Annotated in this window: 29 protein-coding genes and 1 riboswitch; of the genes, 13 read left to right on the forward strand and 16 right to left on the reverse strand. The window is 70.6% G+C overall.

The window, feature by feature from the left end:
• Positions 1–11: 11 nt before the first annotated feature.
• Both B7R87_RS13435 and B7R87_RS13440 read right to left on the reverse strand, forming a co-directional pair.
• Positions 12–278, reverse strand: coding sequence for a DUF4031 domain-containing protein (locus B7R87_RS13435; protein WP_006348540.1), 267 nt, complete (start codon positions 276–278; stop codon positions 12–14).
• A complete protein-coding gene (locus B7R87_RS13440; protein WP_006348539.1) occupies positions 278–739 on the reverse strand; it encodes a hypothetical protein in 462 nt (153 codons plus the stop codon). The genes B7R87_RS13435 and B7R87_RS13440 overlap by 1 nt, the downstream gene beginning before the upstream one ends.
• 188 nt (positions 740–927) lie before the next feature.
• Between B7R87_RS13440 and B7R87_RS13445 the strand changes: the two genes are divergently transcribed.
• Both B7R87_RS13445 and murQ read left to right on the forward strand, forming a co-directional pair.
• Entirely contained in the window at positions 928–1,866 is a 939-nt protein-coding gene (locus B7R87_RS13445) for a MurR/RpiR family transcriptional regulator (protein ID WP_130585097.1), read from the forward strand.
• Positions 1,867–1,874: 8 nt separating this feature from the next.
• On the forward strand, positions 1,875–2,810 hold the full coding sequence (gene murQ / locus B7R87_RS13450) for an N-acetylmuramic acid 6-phosphate etherase (protein WP_130585098.1): 936 nt from the start codon (positions 1,875–1,877) through the stop codon (positions 2,808–2,810).
• A gap of 46 nt (positions 2,811–2,856) precedes the next feature.
• Here murQ and B7R87_RS13455 read toward each other — a convergent pair whose 3' ends face one another.
• From B7R87_RS13455 to B7R87_RS13500, 10 genes are all read right to left on the reverse strand, one after another.
• Entirely contained in the window at positions 2,857–4,674 is a 1,818-nt protein-coding gene (locus tag B7R87_RS13455) for a hypothetical protein (RefSeq protein WP_006348537.1), read from the reverse strand.
• Positions 4,675–4,853: 179 nt separating this feature from the next.
• Positions 4,854–5,459 (reverse strand): DUF5753 domain-containing protein, encoded by a 606-nt coding sequence (locus B7R87_RS13460; RefSeq protein WP_006348536.1) that lies wholly within the window; start codon positions 5,457–5,459, stop codon positions 4,854–4,856.
• 138 nt (positions 5,460–5,597) lie between these two features.
• The gene (locus tag B7R87_RS13465) at positions 5,598–6,029 is read right to left on the reverse strand and encodes a hypothetical protein (RefSeq protein WP_006348535.1); all 432 of its coding nucleotides are present in this window, start codon (positions 6,027–6,029) and stop codon (positions 5,598–5,600) included.
• 75 nt (positions 6,030–6,104) lie between these two features.
• Positions 6,105–6,545 carry a glycine-rich domain-containing protein gene (locus tag B7R87_RS13470; RefSeq protein WP_187144559.1) on the reverse strand — a complete coding sequence of 147 codons (441 nt, stop codon included), beginning with the start codon at positions 6,543–6,545 and terminating at the stop codon, positions 6,105–6,107.
• Between the two features lie 89 nt (positions 6,546–6,634).
• Positions 6,635–7,483, reverse strand: a complete 849-nt coding sequence (locus B7R87_RS13475) for a helix-turn-helix domain-containing protein (RefSeq protein ID WP_006348533.1) — start codon at positions 7,481–7,483, stop codon at positions 6,635–6,637.
• An 11-nt stretch (positions 7,484–7,494) separates the two neighbouring features.
• Positions 7,495–8,007, reverse strand: coding sequence for a DUF6879 family protein (locus tag B7R87_RS13480; protein ID WP_006348532.1), 513 nt, complete (start codon positions 8,005–8,007; stop codon positions 7,495–7,497).
• On the reverse strand, positions 7,988–8,251 hold the full coding sequence (locus tag B7R87_RS13485; RefSeq protein WP_006348531.1) for a hypothetical protein: 264 nt from the start codon (positions 8,249–8,251) through the stop codon (positions 7,988–7,990). The genes B7R87_RS13480 and B7R87_RS13485 overlap by 20 nt, the downstream gene beginning before the upstream one ends.
• Before the next feature lie 127 nt (positions 8,252–8,378).
• On the reverse strand, positions 8,379–9,125 hold the full coding sequence (locus B7R87_RS13490; protein WP_006348530.1) for a DUF4232 domain-containing protein: 747 nt from the start codon (positions 9,123–9,125) through the stop codon (positions 8,379–8,381).
• Between the two features lie 239 nt (positions 9,126–9,364).
• The gene (locus tag B7R87_RS13495; RefSeq protein WP_006348529.1) at positions 9,365–9,661 is read right to left on the reverse strand and encodes a DUF397 domain-containing protein; all 297 of its coding nucleotides are present in this window, start codon (positions 9,659–9,661) and stop codon (positions 9,365–9,367) included.
• Positions 9,634–10,485 carry a helix-turn-helix domain-containing protein gene (locus tag B7R87_RS13500; RefSeq protein WP_040915855.1) on the reverse strand — a complete coding sequence of 284 codons (852 nt, stop codon included), beginning with the start codon at positions 10,483–10,485 and terminating at the stop codon, positions 9,634–9,636. Before B7R87_RS13500 ends, B7R87_RS13495 begins: the two co-directional genes overlap by 28 nt.
• Positions 10,486–10,664: 179 nt before the next feature.
• On the opposite strand from B7R87_RS13500, the gene B7R87_RS13505 reads away from it, so the two are divergent.
• The 5 genes from B7R87_RS13505 to B7R87_RS13525 all read left to right on the forward strand — a co-directional run bounded on the left by B7R87_RS13505 (position 10,665) and on the right by B7R87_RS13525 (position 14,379).
• On the forward strand, positions 10,665–10,922 hold the full coding sequence (locus B7R87_RS13505) for a hypothetical protein (protein WP_006348527.1): 258 nt from the start codon (positions 10,665–10,667) through the stop codon (positions 10,920–10,922).
• The gene (locus B7R87_RS13510; protein ID WP_045853012.1) at positions 10,910–11,170 is read left to right on the forward strand and encodes a hypothetical protein; all 261 of its coding nucleotides are present in this window, start codon (positions 10,910–10,912) and stop codon (positions 11,168–11,170) included. The genes B7R87_RS13505 and B7R87_RS13510 overlap by 13 nt, the downstream gene beginning before the upstream one ends.
• 477 nt (positions 11,171–11,647) lie before the next feature.
• Positions 11,648–12,073: an apurinic/apyrimidinic endonuclease family protein gene (locus B7R87_RS13515; protein WP_006348525.1), complete on the forward strand. Its 426-nt coding sequence runs from the start codon at positions 11,648–11,650 to the stop codon at positions 12,071–12,073.
• The gene (locus B7R87_RS13520; protein ID WP_006348524.1) at positions 12,073–13,497 is read left to right on the forward strand and encodes a hypothetical protein; all 1,425 of its coding nucleotides are present in this window, start codon (positions 12,073–12,075) and stop codon (positions 13,495–13,497) included. Before B7R87_RS13515 ends, B7R87_RS13520 begins: the two co-directional genes overlap by 1 nt.
• Positions 13,498–13,500: 3 nt before the next feature.
• On the forward strand, positions 13,501–14,379 hold the full coding sequence (locus tag B7R87_RS13525; RefSeq protein ID WP_006348523.1) for a hypothetical protein: 879 nt from the start codon (positions 13,501–13,503) through the stop codon (positions 14,377–14,379).
• 29 nt (positions 14,380–14,408) lie between these two features.
• Here B7R87_RS13525 and B7R87_RS13530 read toward each other — a convergent pair whose 3' ends face one another.
• A complete protein-coding gene (locus B7R87_RS13530; protein ID WP_006348522.1) occupies positions 14,409–15,341 on the reverse strand; it encodes an SIS domain-containing protein in 933 nt (310 codons plus the stop codon).
• 352 nt (positions 15,342–15,693) lie between these two features.
• Here B7R87_RS13530 and B7R87_RS13535 point away from each other — a divergent pair, with 352 nt between their 5' ends.
• The 3 genes from B7R87_RS13535 to otsB all read left to right on the forward strand — a co-directional run bounded on the left by B7R87_RS13535 (position 15,694) and on the right by otsB (position 18,294).
• Positions 15,694–17,001: an ABC transporter substrate-binding protein gene (locus tag B7R87_RS13535; protein WP_100249175.1), complete on the forward strand. Its 1,308-nt coding sequence runs from the start codon at positions 15,694–15,696 to the stop codon at positions 16,999–17,001.
• A gap of 125 nt (positions 17,002–17,126) precedes the next feature.
• Positions 17,127–17,399, forward strand: a complete 273-nt coding sequence (locus tag B7R87_RS13540; RefSeq protein ID WP_006348520.1) for a DUF3263 domain-containing protein — start codon at positions 17,127–17,129, stop codon at positions 17,397–17,399.
• Between the two features lie 10 nt (positions 17,400–17,409).
• Complete coding sequence (gene otsB / locus B7R87_RS13545; protein ID WP_006348519.1) at positions 17,410–18,294, forward strand: trehalose-phosphatase; 885 nt, start codon at positions 17,410–17,412, stop codon at positions 18,292–18,294.
• A 10-nt stretch (positions 18,295–18,304) separates the two neighbouring features.
• On the opposite strand, the gene B7R87_RS13550 is transcribed toward otsB, so the two are convergent.
• The 3 genes from B7R87_RS13550 to B7R87_RS13560 all read right to left on the reverse strand — a co-directional run bounded on the left by B7R87_RS13550 (position 18,305) and on the right by B7R87_RS13560 (position 21,537).
• The gene (locus tag B7R87_RS13550) at positions 18,305–19,759 is read right to left on the reverse strand and encodes an alpha,alpha-trehalose-phosphate synthase (UDP-forming) (protein ID WP_006348518.1); all 1,455 of its coding nucleotides are present in this window, start codon (positions 19,757–19,759) and stop codon (positions 18,305–18,307) included.
• 30 nt (positions 19,760–19,789) lie between these two features.
• Positions 19,790–20,386, reverse strand: coding sequence for a hypothetical protein (locus B7R87_RS13555; RefSeq protein WP_130585099.1), 597 nt, complete (start codon positions 20,384–20,386; stop codon positions 19,790–19,792).
• Between the two features lie 200 nt (positions 20,387–20,586).
• Positions 20,587–21,537, reverse strand: coding sequence for a glucosyl-3-phosphoglycerate synthase (locus B7R87_RS13560; protein ID WP_006348517.1), 951 nt, complete (start codon positions 21,535–21,537; stop codon positions 20,587–20,589).
• Between the two features lie 221 nt (positions 21,538–21,758).
• A riboswitch (SAM riboswitch) is annotated at positions 21,759–21,938 on the forward strand.
• Between the two features lie 17 nt (positions 21,939–21,955).
• On the opposite strand from B7R87_RS13560, the gene thrC reads away from it, so the two are divergent.
• From thrC to B7R87_RS13575, 3 genes are all read left to right on the forward strand, one after another.
• The gene (thrC, locus tag B7R87_RS13565) at positions 21,956–23,269 is read left to right on the forward strand and encodes a threonine synthase (protein ID WP_006348516.1); all 1,314 of its coding nucleotides are present in this window, start codon (positions 21,956–21,958) and stop codon (positions 23,267–23,269) included.
• A 125-nt stretch (positions 23,270–23,394) separates the two neighbouring features.
• Positions 23,395–23,670, forward strand: coding sequence for a MoaD/ThiS family protein (locus tag B7R87_RS13570; protein WP_006348515.1), 276 nt, complete (start codon positions 23,395–23,397; stop codon positions 23,668–23,670).
• Between the two features lie 470 nt (positions 23,671–24,140).
• Positions 24,141–24,344: a cold-shock protein gene (locus B7R87_RS13575; RefSeq protein ID WP_006348514.1), complete on the forward strand. Its 204-nt coding sequence runs from the start codon at positions 24,141–24,143 to the stop codon at positions 24,342–24,344.
• The last annotated feature ends 305 nt before the right edge of the window (positions 24,345–24,649 follow it).

Below are 24,649 nucleotides of genomic sequence, written 5' to 3' on the forward strand. Positions count from 1 at the left end.
CATCCGACCGGTCAGGTGGGCCGGCTCTTCCTCCGGCGCAGGCCCGCTGCCAGCAGCAGGCGGACAATCTCCCGGCTCCTGACCTCGACCGCGCCCGCCGCGACCGCGTCGGCGTAGCGGTGGGACGGGACGTCGTAGTGGTCCCGGTCGAAGGCGCGCGGCGGGCAGCCGATCGCGGCGGCGAAGGCGTGCAGCTCCGCGTAGGAGACGTCGCTGATCAGATGGGACCACTTCCGGCCGTGGCCCGGCCAGTTCGGCGGGTCGATGTAGACGGCCATCAGGCGCCCGGCGCCCCGGTCCCGCCCCAGAGTCCACCGCCCGCGCCACCGCCCGTACCCTCGTCCGGTTCGGAGTCCGCCGCCGAGTCCACCGCGGGTGTGCCGCCGCCCAGCGCCCCCACCCGGGCCACCACCACGCCCGCCTTTCCGCAGACCCAGTGCGGGTCCGTGCCCAGTTCGGGTTCGACGTCGAGGGAGTGCGGATCGCCCGCGTCGCAGACGGGGCAGAGCGGCCAGCGGCCGTGCCGCTCCAGCAGGGCGTCCTGGACGTCCTGGGCGACGAGCCCGGTGACGTACGCGACGCCCTCCGGCCACTGCTCCACCCACCAGCGGCGGTGCGTGACGGACTCCTCGACGAGGGACACCACCCCGGCGTCGGCCACATCGCGCGCCGCGAGATCGGCGAGGATCAGGGCGCGGGCGGTGTGGAGGGCCTGCTCCAGCGGGTCGGCGTCGTCCATGACAACCATTGTCCCGCATCGCCCGTGGAGCCCCGGGGGCCCCTCGCGCACCGGTCGAACACCGGTTCACTCATCGTCCATACGCCCGCGAGCTGCTGTTTCCTTGCCCGCGCTATACCAACGGGATACCGACGGGATACCGGCGAGGGTCTTGACCAGCCCCATGATGTGAAAATAGCTTTCATACCATGGGTAACCAAGTGAAGGAAATTTTCAACAAGGGGGCTGCCGCCAGCGACACACCGCCCGCCCCCGCCGCCCTCGCCGCGAAGGTGCGCACGCTCGCCCCGTCCATGACCCGTTCGATGCAGCGCGTCGCAGAAGCCGTCGCCGACGACCCGGCGGGCTGTGCCGCGCTCACGGTCACCGGCCTCGCCAACCGTACGGGCACGAGTGAGGCGACCGTCGTCCGCACCGCCCGGCTCCTCGGCTACCCCGGATACCGCGATCTGCGGCTCGCCCTCGCGGGGCTCGCGGCCCATCAGCAGTCCGGCCGCGCGCCCAGCGTCACCGCCGACATCGCCGTCGACGACCCGATCGCTGACGTCGTCTCCAAACTGGCCCACGACGAACAGCAGACCCTCGCTGACACCGCCGCCGGGCTCGACATCTCGCAGCTCTCCGCGGCCGTCGCCGCCGCCGCGACCGCCCGCCGGATCGACATCTACGGAGTCGGGGCCTCGTCCCTCGTCGGCATGGACCTGGCGCAGAAGCTGCTGCGCATCGGACTGATCGCCCACGCCCATGCGGATCCCCATCTCGCCGTGACCAACGCGGTGCAGCTCCGCCCGGGCGATGTGGCCGTCGCCATCACGCACTCGGGCTCCACCGGCGACGTCATCGAACCGCTCCGTACCGCCTTCGAACGCGGTGCGACCACGGTCGCCATCACCGGCCGCGCCGACGGGCCGGTGACGCAGTACGCGGACCATGTGCTGACGACGTCGACCGCGCGGGAGAGCGAGCTGCGGCCCGCCGCGATGTCGTCCCGTACGGGGCAGCTCCTCGTCGTGGACTGCCTGTTCATAGGCGTGGCGCAGCGGACGTACGAGACCGCGGCGCCCGCGCTGGCCGCCTCCTACGAGGCCCTCGCACACCGGCACACCCCCCGGACCCCCCACAGATGAGGACACCCATGACGCCCGCCTCCCCCGCGTACCGTGAACTCCGCGACCAGTTGGCGACCCTGACGACCGAGGCGTTCCGGCCCGATCTCGCGGAGATCGACCGGCTGCCGACGGCCGAGATCGCCCGGCTGATGAACGCCGAGGACCGCACGGTCCCGGAAGCCGTCGCCGGGCAGCTTTCCGCGATCGCGTCCGCCGTCGACGCGGCGGCGGAGCGGATGGCCCGCGGCGGCCGGCTGATCTATGCGGGAGCGGGCACGGCGGGCCGGATGGGCACCATGGACGCCAGCGAGTGCCCGCCGACGTTCAACACCGATCCGTCGCGGGTCGTGGGCCTGATCGCGGGCGGCCCCGCCGCCTTCGTGACCGCCGTGGAGGGCGCGGAGGACCGCAAGGACCTGGCGGCGAAGGACCTGGAGGACATCGCGCTGGGCCCCGAGGACACGGTGGTCGGAATCTCCGCCTCCGGCCGTACGCCCTACGCGGTCGGCGCGGTGGAGTACGCCCGCGGCCTCGGCGCCCTGACGATCGGTCTGTCCTGCAACGCGGGCAGCCCCCTCGCGGCGGCGGCCGACCACGGCATCGAGGTGGTCGTCGGCCCGGAGCTGCTGAGCGGCTCGACCCGGCTGAAGGCGGGCACGGCCCAGAAGCTGGTCCTCAACATGATCTCGACGATCACGATGATCCGCCTGGGCAAGACGTACGGAAACCTGATGGTCGACCTGCGGGCGTCGAACGACAAACTGCGGGCCCGTTCGCGTCGGATCGTCTCGTACGCCACGGGTGCGACGGACGAGGACGTCGAGGCGGCGCTGGAGGCGACGGGCGGCGAGGTGAAGCCCGCGATCCTGACCCTGCTGGCCGATATCGACGCTCCGACGGCGGAGAAGCTGCTGGCGGAGTCGGGCGGCCACTTGCGGGATGCGCTGGGGGCGGCGGGCTGACGCGGTTCGGGGGCGGGACGCTCTGCCGGGCGCCCCGCCCCCGTGGTCAGCTCTCGCAGTTGAGGGCTCCGGACAGCGGGACACAGATGTCCGTACCGCCGTCGCCGTCGAGGATCCCGGCGTTGGCGGTGCCGGTCGCCCCGCTACCGCCGCCGGGACCCGTGCTGCCACCGGGACCGTGCCGTCCGCCCGCGCCGCCTCCGCCGCCGGGACCACCCTTGGCGGTGAGCCGGTCGTCTCCGGTCCCGCCCAGCAGAGAGGCGCCGACCGCGTTGCCCACGCCGCCTCGGCCGCCGGTGCCACCACGGCCCGAGGTCTGGTTCCCCGGGGCCCTTCCGCCCTGGCCACCGGTGCCGCCGGTACCGCCGCCGGCGGTCACGGTGTCCTGTCCCGCCCCGCCGTCGAGGGTTCCGGCGTTCCCCGCCCCGCCTTCGCCGCCCACGCCGCCGGGCTGGAAGTAGCCGCCCTCTCCGCCGGTGCCTCCTGTGCCGCCGGTCGACGAGAGGACGTCGTCCCCGTCACCGCCGCTGACGGTTCCCCCGTTCCCGGCGCCACCCACACCACCGGGGTTTCCCGGCGTCCCGGTGATGGGAAGACTGTTGGAAAGGCTGCCTTCGCCTACCCCTCCGACACCGCCTCGGGAGCCCCGGGTGGTGATGGTGTCGTTGTCACCACCGCCGTCGATGGTCCCGGTGTTACCGATGGCCCCCGCTGCTGACGCACCGGGAGTCGTATCGTCGTTGGCGGCACGCAGCGTGTCCTCTCCCGCCTGCCCTTCGATGGTCCCGGTGTTGCCGGGGCTTCCGTCCCGTCCGGCGGCGGTGACGGTGTCGTCGCCCGGACCGCCCAGAATCGTCCCGGCATTTCCCGCGCCGCGAGTGCCCCCGTAGCCGCGCGAGCCGCGGGCGGTGACGGTGTCGTCGCCGTCCCCCGCGTCCACGACCCCGCCGGGACCCACCCCCGAGCCATTCGCCCTGGCAGGCACCTCGTTGACCGTCCCCAGCGGCACCGCGGAAAGGGCGGCGATCCGGTCGGCGCCCGCCCCGCCGTCGACGGTGCCCAGCACCCCGTGGCCGGACGTGTCCCTCGAAGAGCCGCCCGCGACCGTGAGGACATCGTCACCGTCGGCCCCTGTCACCGTGGCATTGGCCTCCAGTCCGGCACCACCGGACCCCTGCGCGAAGTTGTAGATGCTGAACCTGCCGGGCCAACGGCCGAAGCCACCACCGGACAAGCCGTCCTCGGCGGCCCCGCCCTTCACCTCGATGGTGTCGCCGTCGGCACCGCCGTCGACCACGGCCCCGGACCCGGCGCCGGCACCCCCACCGACGTCCGACCCCCTCTGGTACCCCGCACCGCGCACACCACCGCTGACCCGGAGCGTGTCGGTCCCGAGAGCGCCACGGACCGTACCCAGAGCACCGACGCCACCTGCCAGAGCCTCGCCGGCGACGGCTCCCCCCTTACCGCCGGTGATCGTCACCCGGTCGGCCCCGGGCCCGGCGTCGACCGTTCCGTCCGCCCCCACCCCGACCCCGCCCGCACGCCCCGTGCCGGTACCGCTCACCCCGGTCACGGTGATGGTGTCGTCGCCTTCTTGGCCGTTGACCGTGCCCTGTACCTCACCGGTGATGGTCACGGTGTCGTTCCCCGGCCCGGCGTCCAGCACCTGACCGGCCGGGATGCCGTCCGTGCAGGTGATGGTGTTGTTGCCGTCGAGGGTGGCAACCGTGCATCCCGGCGGTACGGCGGCGTGCGCGACACCCCCGAGCGGGAACTGGACGACCCCGGCGAGCACGGTGACCGCGACGGCGGTGACGGACCGGCGGGCACCTGGTCTCCGGGCGGGTGGCGAAAGCGGCATGAAGCACTCCTGACGAGGGGAAGGCCGAGGAGCGCGGCACCGGAACGCACCCGCTCCAGCCTCACCGTCGAACCACCCGGCCCACCCCGCAACACCAGGCGCCAGGCGGCACACCCATCCGGTGACCCCGGCCACCCGTACGTACTCCGGGACCTCACCGGACGGCGCCGTGGCTCCCCCTACTGTTCCCCTCGCAGGAACTCGTCCGCAGCGGCCAGCAGATAGGACCTGGCGTCGGAGCCGGTGAGCGCGTGGTCCAGGAAGACGGCGAACAGGTCGAGATGATGGGCCACGTCCCGGGGGTCGCGCAGGACAACCTCCCCTGAGAACAGCTCGACGGTCACCAGCCGCTCGTCGTAGACGACGAAGATGTTCATCGGAATCGCGGGCACCTCGGCGGCCCGGGGCACGATGGCGATCTCCACGTTCTTCTTCTGCGCCACCGCCGCCATATGGGAGCACTGCGCTGCCATCACATCGGCGGGGGCCCGGCGCCATGTCACGGCCTGCTCGGTGAGGAGGAAGGTGAAGGAGCGCGAGGGGTCGTCCAGGATCGCCTGCCGTTCCATCCGGGCGTCCACAGCGCGCCGTACGTCTCGGGCCGGGTCGCCCGCGACCGTACGGGACAGGGTCCGCTCCGCGTACTCCCGGACGTGCAGAAGCCCCGTGGGCACGGCGGGCAGGAAATGCCGCATCACGCGCGAGGACCGTTCGAGGGCCCGCAGCTCGGTCTGCTTCTGATGGAGCCCGACCCGTGTGTGGGTCCGCCAGGACGCGTACTCCACGGTCGGCCGGTGGTCGTTCCTGCACCCGTCGTCACCAGTGCCACATGCCCCTTCACCAGACCCCATCAGCTCCATGAGAACCTCTCCTTCCGGTAAGGCAAGGACCGCAAAGAAATCAAGCGCGCCTTCTCACCGAGTTCACATCCGATACAGCCCGGGGCGCATCGCCACCTGATCGGACGCCATGCCGGCTACGGTCAAATCACCGGTCCACAGCCCATATCTGTTGCAGTACGCGTCAGCGAACCGAACACGATGACCGTCCGGTCCGAGCTTCCAGGTACGGGAGTCGTAGTGGCCGATTCGCCCGCTGCCACAGACGAATGCCCGAGTGGCTTGGAGCAGGATCCAGCGCGCCAGTTTGTCGCGTGACGCACCTTCGGTGTTCATCGCGGCAGCCATCCTCCACAGTTCCTGCCAACTGACGCCCGGCGTCAGCGGGCCAACCACGCCGATGTCACCAAGTCGCCTTTCATCCATATGATGAGTTGTGTATCCGAACACCACCGTAAACATATGGAAGACGGTGACCCGCCCTCGCCCGTCCAACCCCTTGCCGATCTCCGCCATCGCAGATACTCCTGCCACAGGAGGGCGGTCCGGGAGCCCTGACCGCGCCCGGACCGCGCAGTTCGCCGTCTCCCCTCAGCAGCAGGGGCCGTCACCGCAGCACGTGGGCGGGTTGCAGTCCGCTGCCGCACCCCAGAGCCGTTCTTCGACCACGAATCCGGCGGCCCGGATCCGCCCGGTGACGGCAGTCATCAGATGCTGCGTCCGGATCTTCGAGTTCGGTGCATGGTGTACAAAGAATCCGAACGTCGACTCACACCAGTCCGCGTACTCCTGCGTGTGGAGCATGAAGGCGTGCCAGCCGGGATCCACGAGTCGGCTCGGCGCCAGTTCATACGCCCGCTCATGACCGACGACGTACACGAAAGACAGAGCCTGGTCGATCACCTTTTCCGCCACCAGGCGTTCCACGCCGTACTCGTCTGCACAGAATTGGGCCAGCCGGTGAAACAGTTCCGGGCTGACCAGGTCTCGCCCATGCCGTAAGACGGCTGTGGTCCCGATCACGGTCGCCACGATCGCCTCCCATCAGAGTTCGGGGTGACGTTCACGTTAGGGACGACCCCGACCGGGGCTCCAGCGACTTGCATCCGATTGCACGCCGATCACCCGAGCACGTCCCGCGCCCCCGAGATCAGTCGGCGGGCTGCCGCGCCATGCACCGCCATAGACGCCAGTTCGGCGAATCGGGATGCATACATAGCGACCTCGCCCGAACGGGTTAGGGTGAGATAGCCGGACACCAACTCCACGTTGACCTGAGCGGCGTCGTAAATCCAGAACCCCTCGACCGGCATGCAGGAACGATCCGCGGTCATGGGCAGGACACCCAAGCTGACGTGAGGCATGCCTCCGACGTCCAAGAGCCGGTCCAATTGTTCGGCCATGACGACGGGGCCACCCATGCCGTTCCTCAGCACCGACTCCTCCATGAGGAGCGCGAAAGTGCGGCCCCGCTCGTGGAGAATGCGCTGCCGGTCCATCCGTACCCGTACAGCACCTTCGACATCGTCGACAGGAACCCGTCGCCGTTGCACAGCCCGCAGCACTTCGGCGGTGTAGGCACGCGTCTGGACCAGTCCGGGCACCAGCCATGAGGAGTACGAGCGGAAGCGCCGGGTCTGCTGGAACAGTGGGAGTACGGACTCCTGGGCCCGGCGCAACCCCGTACGCTCCAGCCGACGCCACTCGACGAACATGCCCTCCACGGTGCGCAAGGACTCCACCAGGTCGTCCGCCTGGTCTTCAGCCCCTGTGGCGGCACACCAGGCGCGGATGTCATCAGTCGACGGTACGGTGCGCGCGTTCTCGATGCGCGATGCCTTCGACGGATGCCAGCCGCAGGCGTGGGCGAGTTGCTGTCCCGTGAGCTGCGCGTCCCTGCGCAGCTCACCGAGCCGGTCTGCGAGAACCTTCCGGGCAGCCCGAACACTGGATAATCCCGAACCGGACATTGTCTACACGATCACTCAGGCTTGTACTCCGCGTGTGGAGTGGCATGCTCCCATACAGCGGCGAATGCGGATCTGCACAAGTCCACAACCGACTGCTCAGCAGTGATCTCCTTCCCGACGGGCTCGCCCCTGCCGTTGAAGTGGTTGAAGATCACCGTGGCGTCGTCGAACAGCCAGAAGTCGTTGCCGGGAAGGGCTATGTCCGAGGCCTTCCGGCGAGGCAGCCAGCGCACCTGCTCACCGGCGGACACGTTGGCAAAGGTGAAGTCGTGCTCGTAGCGGATGTAGTCGGAGACGGGCTCGGAGACGATCCGCGCCCGCCTCAGAACGACGCCCCGCCCCACAGCCTCCGTCACGACCTCGTGCCACGGCCACCACCACTCCGGAAGTGTGTCGGGCGTGCGGCGCCTTCCGCTCAGCCACTCCAGAAAGTCCGGGTCGTCAGGTGTGTAGCTGTCCCGCATCTCCAGATGGACGGCGGAACGGCCGGCCCGGGCGAGCAGCTCACGTACGGGGAACTTCACCGCTGTCTCCTGCCGGACGGGGCATGTACTGCAGCATGACCTGCGGCAGCCTGACGATCGTCTCGTGAGCCGGAACGTCGGTGGAGTGACCGGGAACCGAACCAACCGCCCGGCACGCCTCGACCTCCGTGTCAGTGGCCTTGTAGGACTGGATGAGGAGGTCCCCTGTCTCCTCGTCCACCCAGATCGTGGGCGAGTCGTCCGTAGGGGTGTTCGGAATGATCCCGAGAAAACGAAGCTGCATGTTCTCTCCCTGCGAGTCAGGACGGTGCTCTGCCTGTCACAGGGTCGTGGCTGCGTCCGTCCACGTCCACCGCGCATGATGGGGCGCTCGGGGTGCGGACCCCGGGGCCGGGTGACCCCTCCGTGGCCTAGCCGAAGGGGACGGCGTCCTTCGCGGAGGTGTGCCAGTTGGTGACGATCGGCTTGTCGACCCGAATCGGGCCGGTCTTCAGCTCGACCGGGTCGGAGTCGTTGTTCTCCGGCGCGACGATGATGAAGTTCAGCTCCTTGTAGGAGTCCGTGTTCGTGGTCTTCGGGTTCACTCCGGCGTACGCGGTCTTGTTCCCGCTCAGCGTGATCGCCTTGCCGAGCGACTGCTCCGCCGGGCCCGCCTCGGTGCCGTCGGAGCCGAAGGCCACGACCGGGTGCTTCTCCGGCAGGACGCAGGTGATTCCCGGCTTCGCCTTCGCCATCACCAGGATGTAACCGCCGGCCTGGGACTCGGAGCGGGTGCTCCACGAGAGGTCGTTGGCGCCGCAGCTCTGCTGGACCGGCACCCGAACGCCGTCGCCCCGGTCGACGCCGGAACCGTCCCGGCCCTGGCCCGAAGCGCCGCCCTTGTCACCGCCGTTGTCGGTGCTCTTGTCCGTGCCCTGGCCGGAGGAGCCCTTGTCCGATCCCTTGTCGGCGCTCTTCTCGGAGCCCTTGTCGGAGGTCTCGGCCGTCGAGCCGTTCGGGGTCGCCCCGGCCGCGTTCCCCGCCGGAGCGGCGGCCGCCGCGTCCTTCGCAGCACCGGTCCCCGCCGCCTTGTCCGATTCCCCGCACGCCGTCATCAGCAGCGCGCCGCTGACGAGGGCTGCGGAGACGAGAAGAGCCTTACGACGGGTGCCGGACATGAAATCCCCCTGGTGGATTGGCGTTCGGGCCGAAGTTCTTTCGGCCGCTCGGTGCCTGCTCACTCACTATGAGGGGGCTGCGAGACGTGGGGATAGCGACGTCGCCGGGCCCGGACGACGTTGTCATGGTCCGGTGACATGGTCACGAAGTGTTGTGATGCGGCAACGGATGGAACGGCTGCACGCATACGAACGGGCCCGGCGGGGGATCCGCCGGGCCCGGACGGGCGTGCTGTGGGTCAGGAGGGGAGGCTGCCCTTCTTGACCGCCGTGACGAAGGCGGACCAGTCGCCGGCCGGGAAGACCAGGACCGGGCCGTCGGGGGTCTTGCTGTCACGGACCGGGACGACGGCGGGGAGGTTCGCGGCAATCTCGACGCAGGCGCCGCCGTCCGAGTTGCTGTAGCTGCTCTTGAACCAGTCGGCGGCGGTCAGAAGGCCGTCGGAGACCTCCAGGCAGGCGCCGCCGTCGGGATTGCTGTAGCTGCTCTTGCGCCAGGTGACGGCACTCAGGTCGAAGGTGGGGCGTCGTCGCATGGCACTTCCTCCAACATCCGCAGGATGAATGTCCGCGACTGGGCCGGGGACAGCGCCAAGTCGCGTACGGCATCGTATGCGACCTGGAGACGGTCAACGGATGTGCTTTCTTCGATGAGTTCGCCCCGGTGAGCGTTTTCCGTGTAGGCCACGGACTGGCCGCCGGGAAGCCGCAGGAACATCACGTCCGTGCTGTCGAGACCGTGCACACCCGCGGTCTGGAGCAGCACCTGGAGGGTGATCCTCGGGTGATCCGCCATGGCGAGGAGGTGTTCCAACTGGGCCCGCCATTCCTGAGGGTCTGCCAGTGGAGTACGGAGCACCGCCTCCGACAGGATCGTGCGGAAGTGCGGTACTCCGTCGCCCATCAGCAGCGCCCGTCGGCTCGCTCGCGCCTCGACCTGCTGGCTTAATTCCACACCGCTGGCGCCGCCCGCCGACAGTACGGCGGTGGCATAGCCGTCGGTCTGGAGCAGGCCGTGAATGGTGCTCACCGAGAAGTGGCTGAGGCTGGCAGTCTCTGCCTCCAGCTTCATATACCTGCGGTACTGCTCCTTGAACTGCGTGGAGTCCCCCAGCGCCAGCTCCCACAGCGCCAGCAGCCCACCCTTCATCCCATAGTGCTGGTCCAGCGCCAGCGCGACCTCCGGGCCGCCGATCGTCTCTCCGTTCTCCATCTTGCCGAACAGGGACCAGTCCCAGCCCATCCGCTCGGCCAGCCTGCGCAGGCTCTCGCCCGACTCGACTCGCAGGGCCTTCAACTCCTCTGCGAACCGCCGACGCGGTGACTGACTCCGGCCCGTTGTCGCTTTTCTCGGTGGCATGACGCCCCCTTCCAACCGTGTGGAAGTTGCCCCGGACGGTGTGGAAGGAGCATCCGTCTACGTTGTTCGCGCGCAAGGTCCGGGCCCAAGCTCGGTGACGCTCGGGATACGCACCGTAGCTCAACTCCCGTATGACATACAGGCAAACGGGGGAAATATCAGGATAGGAGCGACCACGCATGGCGAAGGACAGGGACCAGCAGCGCATCGCTGCGGCGGAGAAGATCAGGGCGGCCGAGGAGGCCTTCGACACCCTCGGGGAGGCACTCGCGCGGGCCGGAGTGCGGCTGCCCTCACTCGGGGTCGACCCCTGTGCGTACGCCGCCACCGATCCCATCCCGCTCGTCGAGCTGGGGCGCTGTATGCCCGATGTCGCGCTCGCCCTCGCGGCCGTCATCGACCGGGGCGTCGAGCACCGGCGGGCATGTCAGGGGTGAAGCGGGCCGGCGCCGCGCGCTTCCCCTGGCGGGAAGCGTGGCCCGGCCCCGCCCGTACCGACGACGGCCATGCCTGGACCACCGGCGACTGCTGGCTGTACTGCCGCCGTGCCGGAGTCCGTGTCCTCTGGGTCGGCTCGGTCCACACGCCCGCCGCCACCGGCGATCTGTACGCCTGCGGGGCCTGCATCGCGGAGATCGCGAGCCGGGTCCGCACCCAGGTCATCGCCCGCGACACAGCCGTCTGAACAGCAGAAACGGGCAGACCCCCGCGACGCGCCAACGTCCGGGGGCACGGCCCATCAGCCGTCTCTCACCAAGGAGCTGATGAACGTGACGGACCCTATCCCGGACGTGTTCGCGCGTCTGTGCGTTTCCCGGATGACGGCCGGAACGAAGGGGGTCGGGTGATGACCCGGGAAGGGCTCACCGAACTGCCCCCGCCCGCCCGGAACGCCATCTGCTGCGACTGCGGGCGGCCGACCTACGCGCCCGTCCCCGTCCGGCATATCGAGCGGGGCAGCGGCCCGGGGTACACGGTGTACGCATGCCCCCGCTGCGCCCCGGACGTAGCGCCCGGGCCCCTCCCCGGGGAGGTAGCCCCCTCCCCGTCCTCCTGACGCTTGGGTCACAGGCTTGTCGGGAAAAGCACTCATGGCGGCCGCGTCCGGCCGGTTAGGGTCGGTGGCCGATTCAGCGCAATGCACGTGTCGTCAGGGGGACGCATGTCATTCGAGGAAGAGTGGGCACAGCTGAAGCAGGACGCGCTACGGCGGCGCGAGGCCGCCGCCGGTATGCAGCTCGCGTCCGCCGGGCCCGGCTCGGGGCCTGGGCCCGCCGCCGGGGATCTCGGGCTTCAGGACGGGCCGATCCGGGCGAAGACGTCACAGCTCTACACCGTCCAGGCCGAGGCACAGGGAAAGTCGCAGCTCGACGATGCCGTCGCGGTCGGCCGGGTGCACTCCGGCTGGGAGGCCGGCGGCGCCAGCAATGTCTGTGTCGAGGCCTGGCAGAAGCGGCTCAGGGAGCTGGCGCGGATGGCGGAGAACGCGGCGAACTCGGTCACCGCCGCCATGGACCAGCTGATCGGTGACGATGTCTCCGTCGCCACCCGGATCCGGCTCAACGCCGAGCTGCTGGAGGAGTCCTGATGGTCTCCGTACAGGAACTCGACACCGCTCAGCCGCAGAAGTGGCGTGACGCCGCCGCCGATGTGATCCGCGCGGCCCAGCAGTGCGAGGCGCTCGGCGCGTTCGCCCGGGACGAGATCGGACAGACGCTGAAGAAGTGCTGGTCCGGGGATGCGGCGCGCGGGGCCCGCGATGCCTTCCACCGGAACGCCGGGGACTACGAGGCCGCGGCGGTCGCGCTGCGGGCCCTGGCGAAGACGTACGACGGGCTGGCGGAGACGATCACGACGGCGCAGCGGGACCTCCGCAGCGGCGTGGACTACGCGGTCCGGAACGGGCTCACGGTTCAGGAGAGCGGGCGCGTTGTGCCCGGCGTCGACAAGCCGGGCGTTTCCCAGGAGGAGGTACAGAAGGCGGTGGACAGTGCGTCGACCACCATCTCCGCTGCGCTGGCCCTGGCGAGCCTCGTCGACCGGAACGCCGCCCGCGATATGCGGACCTTCGAGGGGATGACGAAGCTCGGCGACGCGAACATGGCGCGGGAGGCGCTGAACCCGAACAGTCCGCTGGCGATCGCCCTGCGGTTGTCCGGAGGGCTGGACGGCGTCCATCCCCTCAATGTGCCGCCGAGCGTTCTGGCCTCCGTCGACCGGGCGGCAAGGGAAACCGGCATGTCCCGGAAGCTGCTGCTGGCGATCCTCTGGCAGGAGCAGCAGTGGTACCAGAACTTCAACCCGAGCGGCCGTGGCATCTGGTCCGAGTTCGGGCGGTTCGCCAACTGGGCCGCGATCGCGAGCGGCCAGGTTCAGGACAAGTCTTTGGGGATCGTGCACATCAAGCCGGATTCGGCCCGCCAGGTCGCCATCGACAATCCGGGAAAGTTCATGCTGACCGACGACCGCGACATCAAGGATCTCTCCAACCAGGAGTTGGCCGTACTCATCGAGAACGACCCCGAACTCAGTGTCCGGCTCGCCGCCTACCATCTGGCGGCGCTGAAGGAGAACGAGCACGGCGCGGCCACCGACAAACATCTCTTCCTGCTCTACGCGGCGGATACTCCGCAGATGCGGGACAGCAACGAGCGGTACGGCGACGAGTCGGACCAGCGCGGCGGCGCCATCAAGCCACGGGCCAACAACTGGGACCGGATCGAACCGCAGCTCGACGATGCGATGGCGTGGAACGCCCTCACCCCCGAGCAGCGCGCCCAGGCCTTCGATCAGGTGAAGTCGCAGGCTCCCGCGGGCACGGACGTCTCCGTGGACTCCGTCATCCGCCCCGACAGCGCCGACGGCAAGGGCACGGGCGAGCGTGAACCGGTCGTCTACGAGCCGGGGCTGATGCCGCCGCCGCCGACCAAGGACCAGATGTACGACAACCCCTGCCCGCCCACCCCGGAGCCGAGTCCCGGCCCTTCGCCCACACCCCGCCCGGGAGGCTGATTCATGAGGAGGACCGCGCGCCTTGCGGTCGGCCTTCTGCTCGTGTCCGTGCTCACCGCCTGCGGTCTCGACGACGGTCCCGCCGACAGCCCACCCGTGCCGATTCCGTCGAACGTGCCCAGGGACGTCCGGTACGTCTCCGCGGACGAGGTCGTGGCGGCCCTGGTCACGGCCGGCCTGGACTGCAAGGTGCAGTACCGCGGGGAGCTGCCGAGGAACGGCGGCAGCAATGCCCGCTGCACCTTCGAGGACGACGGCAGGACCATCGAGAACGAGATCTCGGTGTACAACACCGAGGTCATCGGCGCGGACGATATCGGAGACGCCATCTTCTCCCGGCGTGATCCGCCCTTCCCCCAGACCCTTGTCGCCGGAGGGAACTGGTTCGTCCGGGTCGTCGTCGGCGACACCACGCGCTATGCGCGGAAGGTCGCCGAGGCGACCCGGGGCAGGGTCCTCCCGCCGCTCCGGAAGCTTCCGGAGATCCCGGTGAAACCGCAGTACACCGATCTGGAAGCCCTGGCCGCCGCCGTCGACCGGGCCGTGGGCTGTACGGGACGGAAGAAGGTCGACGACGGGATCGCGTGCCGGTCCCGGGCCTGGAAGACCGACGATCCGTGCGACGCGCACAGGGACGACTACGACATCAGGCTGGTCCACTACCGGACGGCCGCGGACCGCGAGTACGGGCTGCTGATGAAGCTCGCGGAGGAGGACATCCCGTACCGCATCGCGACCGCCGGGAACTGGATCGTGCAGTTCCGGTACACCGAGACCCGGGACGAGGCCGCCCGGGCCCTCGGTGCCGCCGCGGTGAACGGGGTGGAGTCGGGGGCGCCGGTGGCCGTGAAGCCGCCCTGCGATCCCGACCGCCTCCCCTGACCCGGCCCTGACCCGGCTCGGGAGACCCCTCAGCCCAGGATCACGCTCCGCGTCAGGTTCCGCGGCCGGTCCGGGTCGTACCCCTTCGCCTCCGCCAGGGCGACCGCCAGGCGCTGGGCGCGGATCAGGTCCGCGAGGGGGTCGCAGGGGGCGTTGGCGACCAGGGTGCCGCCGACGCCCGCGACGTCCGCCGCCAGGCCCTCGGGGAGCGGGCCGAAGGTCCAGGTGACGCGGCCGGGGGCGGTGATGGAGATGGGGCCGTGGCGGTACTCCATCGCGGGGTACGCCTCGGTCCACGCGCCCGCCGCCTCCCGCATCTTCAGCGCCGCCTCCAGGGCCAGCCCGTAGGTCCAGCCCCGGCCCAGGAACGTCCACTGCTCGGCGGCCACGACCGCCTCCGGCAGCGGTTCGGTCAGGGCCAGTTCGGCGTCGACCGCCGCGTCCGCGACGGGCTTCACGCCGAGCCCGGCGGGGAGTTCACCGAGTCCGGCCCGGAGGAACGCCAGCGCGGTGGTCGCGAACCGGGTCTGGACCACGGACTCCTCGTCCGCCCAGTCGAGTACGGCGACGGTGTCGGCCGCCTCCATGACGGGAGTCTCCGGGTCGGCGGTGATCGCCAGGGTCGGGATCCGGCCCTTCAGCGCGGTGAGCAGCTCCAGCACCTCCGTCGTCGTACCGGAGCGGGTGATCGCGACGACACGGTCGTACGTCCGGCCCGCCGGGAACTCCGAGGAGGCGAAGGCGTCGGTCTCACCGAGGCCCGCGGCCTCGCGCAGGGCCGCGTAGGCGATGGCCATGAACCATGACGTACCGCATCCGGTGACCGCGACCCGCTCACCCGCCCGCGGCAGCCCGCCGAAACCTTCGGCGGCCCCGGCGGCACGGCGCCAGGAATCGGGCTGAGTCGCTATCTCGGCGGCGGTGCGGGAGGGGGCGGCGGACGGCGGGGTCGTACGGGACATGCGTCGGGCTCCTTGCGCATAGATGACCACTCGGCACTCCGTGCATAGCAGCAGGTCGGCCCGGGCGGCAACGGTGTCGCGGAGTGTCCCCGCAGGTCGTCGAATTGGTCTGGACCGGTGGCCCGGACCGGTGACCCACCCGTAGCCGAAAGGAGACCCTGTGGCATAGACCTCTGCAAAGACTTGGTGAACAATCGCACGTCATTCCGGGCGAGTTCGAAGGGACCGAGAGGCTCCCGCGAACCGTGTGCCCCCCGGAACAGGAGACCGCGCGAAGCAGCGCGAGCGGCACCTCACCTCGGCCCGCGGCCGTACCCGCGGCGGGCTCCGGCAACCAGATGGGGAACCCTCTGTGCGACAGCACCTCTTCCGAAACGGACGCCGGCCAGGATTCCGGTACGGCCGGACGGCGGCCGCGGCCGTGGCCCTGGGGCTGACCGCCGGCCTCACGGGCTGCGGGTCCGACGGGCCCTCCCACACCACGCTCACCCTGGTCGCGGCCGACTACGACGTGGACGGCGGCCAGAGCAGCAAGGAGTACTGGGCGAAGCTCGCGGCCCGCTTCGAGGAGAAGAACCCGAAGATCGACGTCGATGTGCACATCGAGCCCTGGACGAACGTGGACCGCAAGGTCCAGGACATGGTCAAGGCCGGGAAGGCGCCCGATATCGCACAGATCGGCGCCTATGCGGACTACGCCGCCGCGGGAAAGCTCTACAACGTCGACCGGATGCTCTCGCTGCAGACCGCGGCGAACTTCCTGCCGCCCCTCGCCAAGGCCGGAGAGCACCGCCGGACACCGTACGGAATACCCTTCGTCGCCTCGACCCGGCTGCTCTTCTACAACAAGAAGCTGTTCGAGGAGGCGGGCATCGAGAAGGCCCCGGCCTCCTGGGACGAACTCCGCGACGCAGCGGAGAAGTTGAAGGAGAAGACCGATGCCGAATACCCCTTCGCGCTGCCCCTCGGGCCCGAGGAGGCCCAGGCCGAGACCATGAACTGGCTGCTCAGCGCGGGTGAGTCGTACACGGTCGGCGGTGGCAGCTACGACATCAACTCCGCGCGGAACATCCAGACCGTCTCCTGGGTGAAGACGAACCTCGTCGACCGGAAGCTGACCGGGCCCGTCGCCCCGGCCGAACTCAACCGGAAGATGGCCTTCGCGGCGTTCGCGCGGGGCGAGGTGGGGATGCTGAACGGGCATCCGTCGCTGCTGCGGATCGCCCGGAAGGCGGGAGTCGACCTGGGTACGGTGCCGATACCGGGGCCCAAGGGCACTCCGTACAACGCCATGGGTGTCGCCGACTGGATCATGGCGTTCAAGGAGAACGGCAACCGCGTCCAGGCCGGGAAGTTCCTCGACTTCGTCTTCAGCGACGAGAACGTACTCGCCTTCGCCGGGCAGAACAATCTGCTGCCGGTGACGGTGTCCGCGTCCCAGGCCATGGAGGACGATCCGAAGTACGGGGATCTGAAGAACTTCCTGGAGCCGCTGCCGAAGTCCGTCCTGCCGCCGGTCGGCAAGACGTCGTGGGCGGCGGTCAGCGCCGAGATCAAGCAGTCCATCGGGAAGGCGGTCGCCCCGGGCGGCAATCCGAAGGCGGTGCTGGACGCGATCGACCGGGTGGCGGAGCAGGCGGACATCAAGAGCGGCGAGTAGGCGAGGGAAGGCGAGCAGAAGACGGGGAGGGGAGGGCGGGGCGTGCTCCCGCAGGCCGGAAGGCCGGGGTCCGCTCCCGCAGGCCGGGATGCCGGGTGTCGGACCCGGGGCCTATGTTGGATCGTATGAACGACCCCGCCGCTCCCCCTCCGGACGCCGCAGGCTCCCCGGCTCCCGGCCTCCCGGACCGCGACCGGGCCGTCCTCGCCATGGAGCGGCGGTCCTGGAGCGGGCCCGGTGCCAAGGAGCGGGCCGTGCGGGAGCAGCTCGGGATGTCGCCCGTCCGCTACTACCAGTTGCTGAACGCCCTGCTCGACGACCCCCGGGCGCTGGCCCACGACCCGGTGACCGTCAACCGGCTCCGACGTGTCAGAGACGAGAAACGCACACGCCGATAGGGTCTGTCGCATGGGTAGCTCTCCGCACTTCCCGGATGCTTCACCGTCACCCGGCCACGGTCTGCCGCGGCCGTCGACCCCGGCCGGCCGGGACGGGCTCGCCGCGCTGCTGGCCCGGCCCGAGAAGGCCGTGATCGCCCTCGACTTCGACGGCACCCTCGCCGAGATCGTCCCCGATCCGGAGCAGGCCCGGGCCCATCCGGGCGCGGCGCCCGCGCTCGCCCGGCTGGCGCCCCTGGTCGGCGATGTCGCCGTGGTGACCGGCCGTCCGGCCGGTGTCGCGGTGCGGTACGGCGGCTTCGCCGGGGTCGACGGGCTCGCGCATCTCGTCGTACTCGGGCACTACGGCTCCGAACGCTGGGACGCGGTCAGCGGTACGGTCAACACCCCGGCCCCGCATCCCGGTGTGGCGGCGGTCCGCGCCGAACTCCCCGGCTATCTCGACCGGTTCGGCGCCTGGCACGGCACGTGGATCGAAGAGAAGGGGCAGGCGGTCGCGGTCCACACCCGGCGGGCCGAGGACCCCGCGGCCGCGTTCGAGGCCCTGCGGGAGCCCCTCGCGACCCTCGCGGCCCGGCACGGACTGGTCCTGGAGCCGGGCCGGATGGTCCTGGAGCTGCGGCCGCCCGGGATGGACAAGGGCGTCGCGCTCGCGGAGTACGTCCACGAGGTCGGCGCGGAGTCCGTGCTGTACGCGGGGGACGATCTGGGCGACCTGCCCGCCTACGCGGCGGTGGAGAAGCTCCGCTCGGACGGTCTCGCGGGTGTGCTGGTGTGCAGCGGGAGTACGGAGGTCACCGAGCTGGCGGACCGCGCCGACCTGCTGCTGGCGGGTCCGGCGGCGGTCGTCTCCTTCCTGTCGTCCCTGGCGGACGCGCTGGGACCTCAGGGCTGAGCCCCCGGGGCTATGCCTCCGGGGCCAGCGCCTCCAGCTGGTCCAGGAACCACCGCTGCGGCGGGAGGGCCGTCGCGGCGGCGGCGAGGCGGGCGGTGCGGTCCGCCCGTACCTGCGCGGGAAGGGTCAGCGCCTCGTGGAGCGCCGCCGCCGTCGCGATCACGTCGTACGGGTTCACCACCAGCGCGTCCGCGCCCAGTTCCTCGTACGCCCCGGCCTCCCGCGACAGCACCAGCGCACAGCCCGCGTCCGAGACGACGGGGATCTCCTTCGCGACGAGGTTCATACCGTCGCGGATCGGGTTGACCAGGGCCACGTCCGCGAGCCGGTAGGCGGCCAGCGAACGGGCGAAGTCGTCCTTCACATGGAGCACGACCGGGGTCCAGCCGGGCGTCCCGTACTCGTCGTTGACCGCGTCGGCGAGGCGCTGCACCTCCGCCGTGTAGTCGCGGTAGACGGCGAGGTCCTGGCGGGACGGGTAGGCGAAGGCGACATGGACGACCCGTTCGTGCCATTCGGGGCGGGTCGCCAGCAGATGCCGGTAGGCCAGCAGACCCCGGACGATGTTCTTCGACAGCTCCGTACGATCCACCCGGACGATCGTCTTCCGGTCGGGGCCGCCGATCTGCTCGCGCAGGGCCGTCATCCGTTCCTCGACGTCGGGGCGGTGGGCCCGCTCGCGGAGGAAACCGGCGTCGGCGCCGAGGCCGTGGACCCCGATCCGGGTGCCCTTGAGCGCGTCGGGGCCCAGCACCTCCGTACAGCAGGCGGTGAAGGCGTCGGCCCAGCGGCGGGTGAGGAAGCAGGTGCGGTCGGCGCCGAGGAGTCCGCGCAGCAGCTGCTCCGCGATGTCGTCGGGGAGCAGCCGGAAGTAGTCCGGGGGTGCCCACGGGGTGTGGGAGAAGTGGCCGATGCGCAGGTCGGGGCGGAGTTCCCGGAGCATTCCGGGGACCAGCGCGAGGTGGTAGTCCTGGACGAGGATGGCCGCGCCGTCGGCGGCCCGGTCCGCGAGCGCTCGGGCGAAGGCGCGGTTGTACGTCTCGTACGACCGCCACTGGCGGCGGAACCCGTCGTCGAAGACGGGCTCCAGCGGGGTCTGGTACAGCAGATGGTGGATGAACCACAGCACCGAGTTGGCGATTCCGTTGTACGCGTCGGAGTGGACGTCCGGGTCGATGTCGAGCATCAGGACGCCGTCCTCGCCCCGGCCGATGCCGCGCCGGACGGCTTCGCGGTCGCCGTCGCCGAGGGCGCAGCAGACCCAGAGGGCGTCGTCGCGGGCTCCGATGGCGGAGAGTCCGGAGACGACGCCCCCGCCGCCGCGTTTCGCGTCCAGCGTGCCGTCGTCGCGCAGGGTGTAGGAGACGGGTCCGCGGTTGGACGCCACGAGCACCCGGGCGGAACCGGGGGCGGGTGAGCGGTCGCGGGCAGCGTCGGCCGGGGCGGCGGGGGGCTCGGGGACCATGTCGCAACACCTAGCCTTCCGGGCGCCGGCTCAAACGTCCGTTCGCCCGTCGTGGCGCGGTTCACGCCGTCCGCGCGCCGCGACGACGGCGATCGCCCCGGCCGCGGCGAGGGCGGTGGCGAGGCCGCCGAGCAGCCAGATCCGCTCGCCGTCGCGGCTGCGGCCGGTGGGTGCGAGGACCGGTGCCCCGGGGGCGCCGACGGCCGGAACCGCTCCCGCGACGGTGATCCGGGGGACCGGGGTCACGGCGCGGGGCGCCCGGTGGACCGGGACGGGCCGTCCGCCGGGGGCGGTCCCCGCGGCGGGGGCGCGGGTGGGATAGAAGGCGGGGCGAAGCTCGGCGGCGGGGCCGGGTGCCGCGGCGGGCGCCGGAACCGTCTCGGCCCGGGCGGCGGGACCGGGCGCCGCTACGGGTCGGGCGGCCGGGCGGGGCGCCGTCCCGGCCTGTCCCTCCCGGCCGGACACCGCGTCCGTGACACCGGCGGGACCGGGCGCGACGGCGCGGCCCGGGTCCGGAAGGACCCGTACCGCTTCGGTCCCGGCGGCCGGGCCCGGCGTGTCCGCGCGGGCGATCGGGGCCGCCGGGACCACCAGGACCACCAGGGCCAGCAGTCCGGCCAGCTTCACCGCGCGGCCCCGGACCCGTCCGGGGCCGCGCCTGCGGCCCGGGCGCCGTGCGGGCGGTCTGCGGTACGGGGCACGGCCGCGTGGGATGTGCGGACGTACGGAGACGGGCGCCGCCGCCGGGGCCGAGGGACGCCGGGGCTGCGCAATACGGGTATAAGTCATACATAAGATATTCAGCCCTTTGACTGGGAAACCGGCGCTTATGCCGCGCGACGCGCCGCATACTCACCGATCTCGCGCATCGGCGGCCGCTCCTCCGTGTCCACCGCATGGGTCCGCGGTACGAACCCGTCCGCCCCCCGCTCGAACTGCGTCAGCACCGGCCGCACCAACTGCCCCCGGGACAGCCGCAGTTGCGCCGTCCGGTAGATCGCCGCCGCCATCCGGCCCAGCGCCCGTCCGTCCTGGTGACGGTGCTTGCGGGAACCCACGTCCACCTGGGCCAGCGCATCCAGACCCACCGTGTGCAGCGCGTCGACGAGCAGCGCCAGCTCCACCCCGTAGCCCACGGGGAAGGGCAGCCGCTCCAGCAGGGAGCGGCGGGCCGCGTACTCACCGCCGAGCGGCTGCACCACCCCCGCCAGCTGCGGCCAGTGCAGATTGAGCAGCGGCCGCGCCACCAGCTCGGTAACCCGGCCACCCTGGCCTGCGGCTTCACCCAGCGGCCTGTCGTACATCGCCTTGACGAACTGCACCTCGGGGTCGGTCAGCAGCGGGCCGACGATCCCGGAGACGAAATCCGCCGAGAAGTCCCGCAGATCGGCGTCGACGAAGCAGACGATGTCACCGCGGGTGACCATCAGGGAGCGCCACAGCACCTCCCCCTTGCCCGGCAGCGCGGGTATCCGCGGCAGGATCGCGTCCCGGTGGACCACCCGCGCCCCGGCCGCCGCGGCGACCTCCGCGGTCCGGTCGGTGGAGCCCGAGTCGATCACCACCAGCTCGTCGACCAGCGGAACCTTCTCCATCAGCTCCCGGCGGATCACGGTGACGATGTCACCGACCGTCGCCTCCTCATCGAGCGCGGGCAGCACGACGCTCACCGTCGGTGAGGGCGCGGCCGCCCGTTTGGCCGCGAGCAGCGCCGGAAGCGGGCGGTCCGCCGCCGACCAGGAACGCGTCGCCAGCCAGCGCTCTACCTCTTCGAGCACGTGCTCTACTCCTCAACCGTCGGGATGCCTCCCACGTCCTTCCGGGCGTACGGGAGGGGGGGTCCGGGTGCCTTCCGTGCGCGTCCGGACGCGCCCGTGTGATCCATCTCGCGGTACGGACGACTATCTCAACCGTCCGGACCTTCAGTTACAGTCTTGAACAACGCGGATGACCGTCGCATGTCGGGGTCCGGCGTTCAACTTGCTCAACAATCAAATACCGCTCATCCAGAGGGGCAGAGGGAAACGGCCCGTTGAAGCCCCGGCAACCCTCCAGCCGGTCTCCGTCGTGACAGTGCGATCCGCAGCAGCGGACAGCGCCCGTCCACGCCGCGAGGCTCCCGGCTAGGGAAGGTGCCAAATCCGTCTCATGGCGAGATGCGCCATGAGGAAGATGAGGAGAAAGGGCCTCGCCTCCATGGCTGCGCAGACCGTCGCAAGCACCACCGACACCACCACCGCCCCCGCCGCCCCCTCAGTGGATCTCGGTCCCGCCGTCGCGCTCTCCTGTCGCGAGTGCGGAGAGCGCACCCCGCTCAGTCCGAGCTTCGCCTGTGCCTCCTGTTTCGGTCCCCTGGAAGCCGCCTACGAGCTGCCCACCGGAGACCCGGAGGCGCTGCGCAAGGCCATCGAGGCCGGCCCGGAGAGCATCTGGCGTTACGCGCCCCTGCTGCCCGTCCCCGCCGACGTGGCCGACAAGCCCAATCTCAACCCCGGTTTCACCCGGCTCGTGAAGGCCGACCGGCTCGCCGCCGAGCTGGGCGTCACCGGTGAGCTGTATGTGAAGGACGACTCCGGCAACCCGACCCACTCCTTCAAGGACCGGGTCGTGGCCATCGCCGTCGAGGCCGCCCGCGCCTTCGGCTTCACCACCCTCTCCTGCTCCTCCACCGGCAACCTCGCGGGCGCCGTGGGCGCCGCCGCCGCCCGCGCCGGGCTGCGGTCCTGCGTCTTCATCCCGCACGACCTGGAGCAGGGCAAGGTCGTCATGGCTGCCGTCTACGGCGGCGACGTCGTCGCCATCGAGGGCACCTATGACGACGTGAACCGTTTCTGCTCCGAGCTGATCGGCGACCCGATCGGCGAGGGCTGGGGCTTCACCAACGTCAATCTGCGGCCGTACTACGCGGAGGGCTCCAAGACCCTGGCGTACGAGATCTGCGAGCAGCTCGGCTGGCGGATCCCGGACCAGATCGTCGTCCCGGTGGCCTCCGGCTCCCAGCTCACCAAGATCGACAAGGGGCTCCAGGAGCTCATCAAGGTCGGTCTGGTCGAGGAGAAGCCGTACCGGATCATCGCCGCGCAGGCCGAGGGCTGCTCGCCGGTCTCCGCCGCCTACAAGGCGGGCCACGACGTGGTCCGGCCGGTGAAGCCGGACACCATCGTCAAGTCGCTCGCCATCGGCAACCCGGCGGACGGTCCCTATGTCCTGGACATCGCCCGGCGCACCGGCGGTGCGGTGGAGGACGTCACGGACGAGCAGGTCGTCGAGGGCATCAAGCTGCTCGCCAGGACCGAGGGGATCTTCGCGGAGACCGCGGGCGGCGTGACGGTCGGGGTGGCGAAGAAGCTGCTGGAGTCGGGGGTGCTGGACCCCGCCGCGACCACCGTCGTCATCAACACGGGCGACGGGCTCAAGACGCTGGACGCGGTCGCCGCGACCAGCGGCCCCACCGCCACCATCCGGCCGAGCCTGGACGCGTTCCGCGCGGCGGGTCTCGCCACCCACTGACCGGCCGCAGTCCCGGCAGCGCCCCGGCCGCTGACCCGCCGGGGCCGTCCGGGACCTCCCGCCGCCGCTTCCGACCGCCGAGCCGTCCACCGAGCCCGGGCCACCGCCCGAGGAAGGCACCACCCATGAGCGTCAACGTTCGCATCCCGACCATCCTGCGCACCTACACCGGCGGACAGGCCGAGGTGGCCGCCGAGGGCGCGACCCTCGCCGAGGTCATCGCCGATCTGGAGAAGAACCACGCGGGGATCTCCGCCCGGGTCCTGGACGACCAGGGGAAGCTGCGCCGCTTCGTCAATGTGTACGTCAACGACGACGACGTCCGGTTCGAGCAGGGGCTGGAGACCGCGACCCCCGACGGCGCCGGAATCTCGATCATCCCGGCAGTCGCCGGCGGCTGACCGCCCGGCTCCGCACGCGGGCGTACGCCCCCGCCGGCGGCCCCGGGCCCCGCGGTCCGCGGCGCTGACCCTCGGTCATCGAAATGGCCCCCTCCGTAAGACAAACGGAGGGGGCCATTCTGCATGGTTGAACACGCTAGAGTTGGGGAAGGCCCGGTGATCATCCACCCATGGCCAGGTATGAGAATGCGCCCGGGCTCGATAAGAAGCAGCCAATGTGCAGGCGCACTCTGTCTCATAGATTCCTTTTGTCCGGTCGGACTTGCCCCGGAATTTCCTGAATTCAGGAGAATTACCCGATAGTAGCCTTCCGGATTTCCCGCCCGATTGCCCTGTTGCAGAGGGCAGTTGTGCAGATACATTCAGCCGCGGTCGACGCGTTCCGGCGCACACCTGTGAGGTCGGGTGAGCTCAGACCCGGGTCCGCGAGGTGCGGTCCTGTGCAAGGGCCAGTAATAGGGGAGTTAGGCATGGCTCAGGGCACCGTCAAGTGGTTCAACGCGGAGAAGGGGTACGGCTTCATCGCGGTCGACGGTGGTGCGGATGTTTTCGTCCACTACAGCGCGATTCAGATGGACGGCTACCGCACCCTGGAAGAGGGGCAGCGGGTCGAGTTCGAGATCTCGCAGGGCCAGAAGGGCCCGCAGGCCGATATGGTCAAGCTCTCGGCCTGACCGACTCTTCCTTCCGCGCGCTTGCGCGTCGACGCACGCATACGCTCGCACGCAGACGCATTCAATAGGGTCCGCATCCCGCTCACCGGGGTGCGGGCCCTGCGCGTTTCCCGCGACTGGAGCGCCGTTCCGCCCGCCGCCGGACCCCGCCGCCGGAGCCTCGCCCGCACCCGCCCCGGACCCCGTCCGCACCCGCCCCCTCGGGCGGTACACCAGGAGCGGCCTTGCACTCTCGGGTGCCGAGTGCTAATCATTGGCGTTAGCACTCTCCCAGTGAGAGTGATAACAAAGGGCCGAGTCGGTGA

This window comes from Streptomyces tsukubensis (genome assembly GCF_003932715.1).
Lineage (GTDB): Bacteria > Actinomycetota > Actinomycetes > Streptomycetales > Streptomycetaceae > Streptomyces > Streptomyces tsukubensis.

What these genes read in the sequence shown, in the direction of transcription:
- thrC (WP_006348516.1), top strand. Translation starts at nt 21,956, where the DNA reads ATGGCTGCGCAGACCGTCGCAAGCACCACCGACACCACCACCGCCCCC.
- B7R87_RS13500 (WP_040915855.1), bottom strand. Translation starts at nt 10,485, where the DNA reads ATGCCACCGAGAAAAGCGACAACGGGCCGGAGTCAGTCACCGCGTCGG.
- B7R87_RS13550 (WP_006348518.1), bottom strand. Translation starts at nt 19,759, where the DNA reads ATGGTCCCCGAGCCCCCCGCCGCCCCGGCCGACGCTGCCCGCGACCGC.
- B7R87_RS13490 (WP_006348530.1), bottom strand. Translation starts at nt 9,125, where the DNA reads ATGTCCGGCACCCGTCGTAAGGCTCTTCTCGTCTCCGCAGCCCTCGTC.
- B7R87_RS13465 (WP_006348535.1), bottom strand. Translation starts at nt 6,029, where the DNA reads ATGGCGGAGATCGGCAAGGGGTTGGACGGGCGAGGGCGGGTCACCGTC.
- B7R87_RS13530 (WP_006348522.1), bottom strand. Translation starts at nt 15,341, where the DNA reads ATGTCCCGTACGACCCCGCCGTCCGCCGCCCCCTCCCGCACCGCCGCC.
- B7R87_RS13475 (WP_006348533.1), bottom strand. Translation starts at nt 7,483, where the DNA reads ATGTCCGGTTCGGGATTATCCAGTGTTCGGGCTGCCCGGAAGGTTCTC.
- B7R87_RS13525 (WP_006348523.1), top strand. Translation starts at nt 13,501, where the DNA reads ATGAGGAGGACCGCGCGCCTTGCGGTCGGCCTTCTGCTCGTGTCCGTG.
- otsB (WP_006348519.1), top strand. Translation starts at nt 17,410, where the DNA reads ATGGGTAGCTCTCCGCACTTCCCGGATGCTTCACCGTCACCCGGCCAC.
- B7R87_RS13495 (WP_006348529.1), bottom strand. Translation starts at nt 9,661, where the DNA reads ATGCGACGACGCCCCACCTTCGACCTGAGTGCCGTCACCTGGCGCAAG.
- B7R87_RS13440 (WP_006348539.1), bottom strand. Translation starts at nt 739, where the DNA reads ATGGACGACGCCGACCCGCTGGAGCAGGCCCTCCACACCGCCCGCGCC.
- murQ (WP_130585098.1), top strand. Translation starts at nt 1,875, where the DNA reads ATGACGCCCGCCTCCCCCGCGTACCGTGAACTCCGCGACCAGTTGGCG.
- B7R87_RS13515 (WP_006348525.1), top strand. Translation starts at nt 11,648, where the DNA reads ATGTCATTCGAGGAAGAGTGGGCACAGCTGAAGCAGGACGCGCTACGG.
- B7R87_RS13510 (WP_045853012.1), top strand. Translation starts at nt 10,910, where the DNA reads ATGTCAGGGGTGAAGCGGGCCGGCGCCGCGCGCTTCCCCTGGCGGGAA.
- B7R87_RS13505 (WP_006348527.1), top strand. Translation starts at nt 10,665, where the DNA reads ATGGCGAAGGACAGGGACCAGCAGCGCATCGCTGCGGCGGAGAAGATC.
- B7R87_RS13570 (WP_006348515.1), top strand. Translation starts at nt 23,395, where the DNA reads ATGAGCGTCAACGTTCGCATCCCGACCATCCTGCGCACCTACACCGGC.
- B7R87_RS13520 (WP_006348524.1), top strand. Translation starts at nt 12,073, where the DNA reads ATGGTCTCCGTACAGGAACTCGACACCGCTCAGCCGCAGAAGTGGCGT.
- B7R87_RS13485 (WP_006348531.1), bottom strand. Translation starts at nt 8,251, where the DNA reads ATGCAGCTTCGTTTTCTCGGGATCATTCCGAACACCCCTACGGACGAC.
- B7R87_RS13435 (WP_006348540.1), bottom strand. Translation starts at nt 278, where the DNA reads ATGGCCGTCTACATCGACCCGCCGAACTGGCCGGGCCACGGCCGGAAG.
- B7R87_RS13540 (WP_006348520.1), top strand. Translation starts at nt 17,127, where the DNA reads ATGAACGACCCCGCCGCTCCCCCTCCGGACGCCGCAGGCTCCCCGGCT.
- B7R87_RS13575 (WP_006348514.1), top strand. Translation starts at nt 24,141, where the DNA reads ATGGCTCAGGGCACCGTCAAGTGGTTCAACGCGGAGAAGGGGTACGGC.
- B7R87_RS13455 (WP_006348537.1), bottom strand. Translation starts at nt 4,674, where the DNA reads ATGCCGCTTTCGCCACCCGCCCGGAGACCAGGTGCCCGCCGGTCCGTC.
- B7R87_RS13445 (WP_130585097.1), top strand. Translation starts at nt 928, where the DNA reads ATGGGTAACCAAGTGAAGGAAATTTTCAACAAGGGGGCTGCCGCCAGC.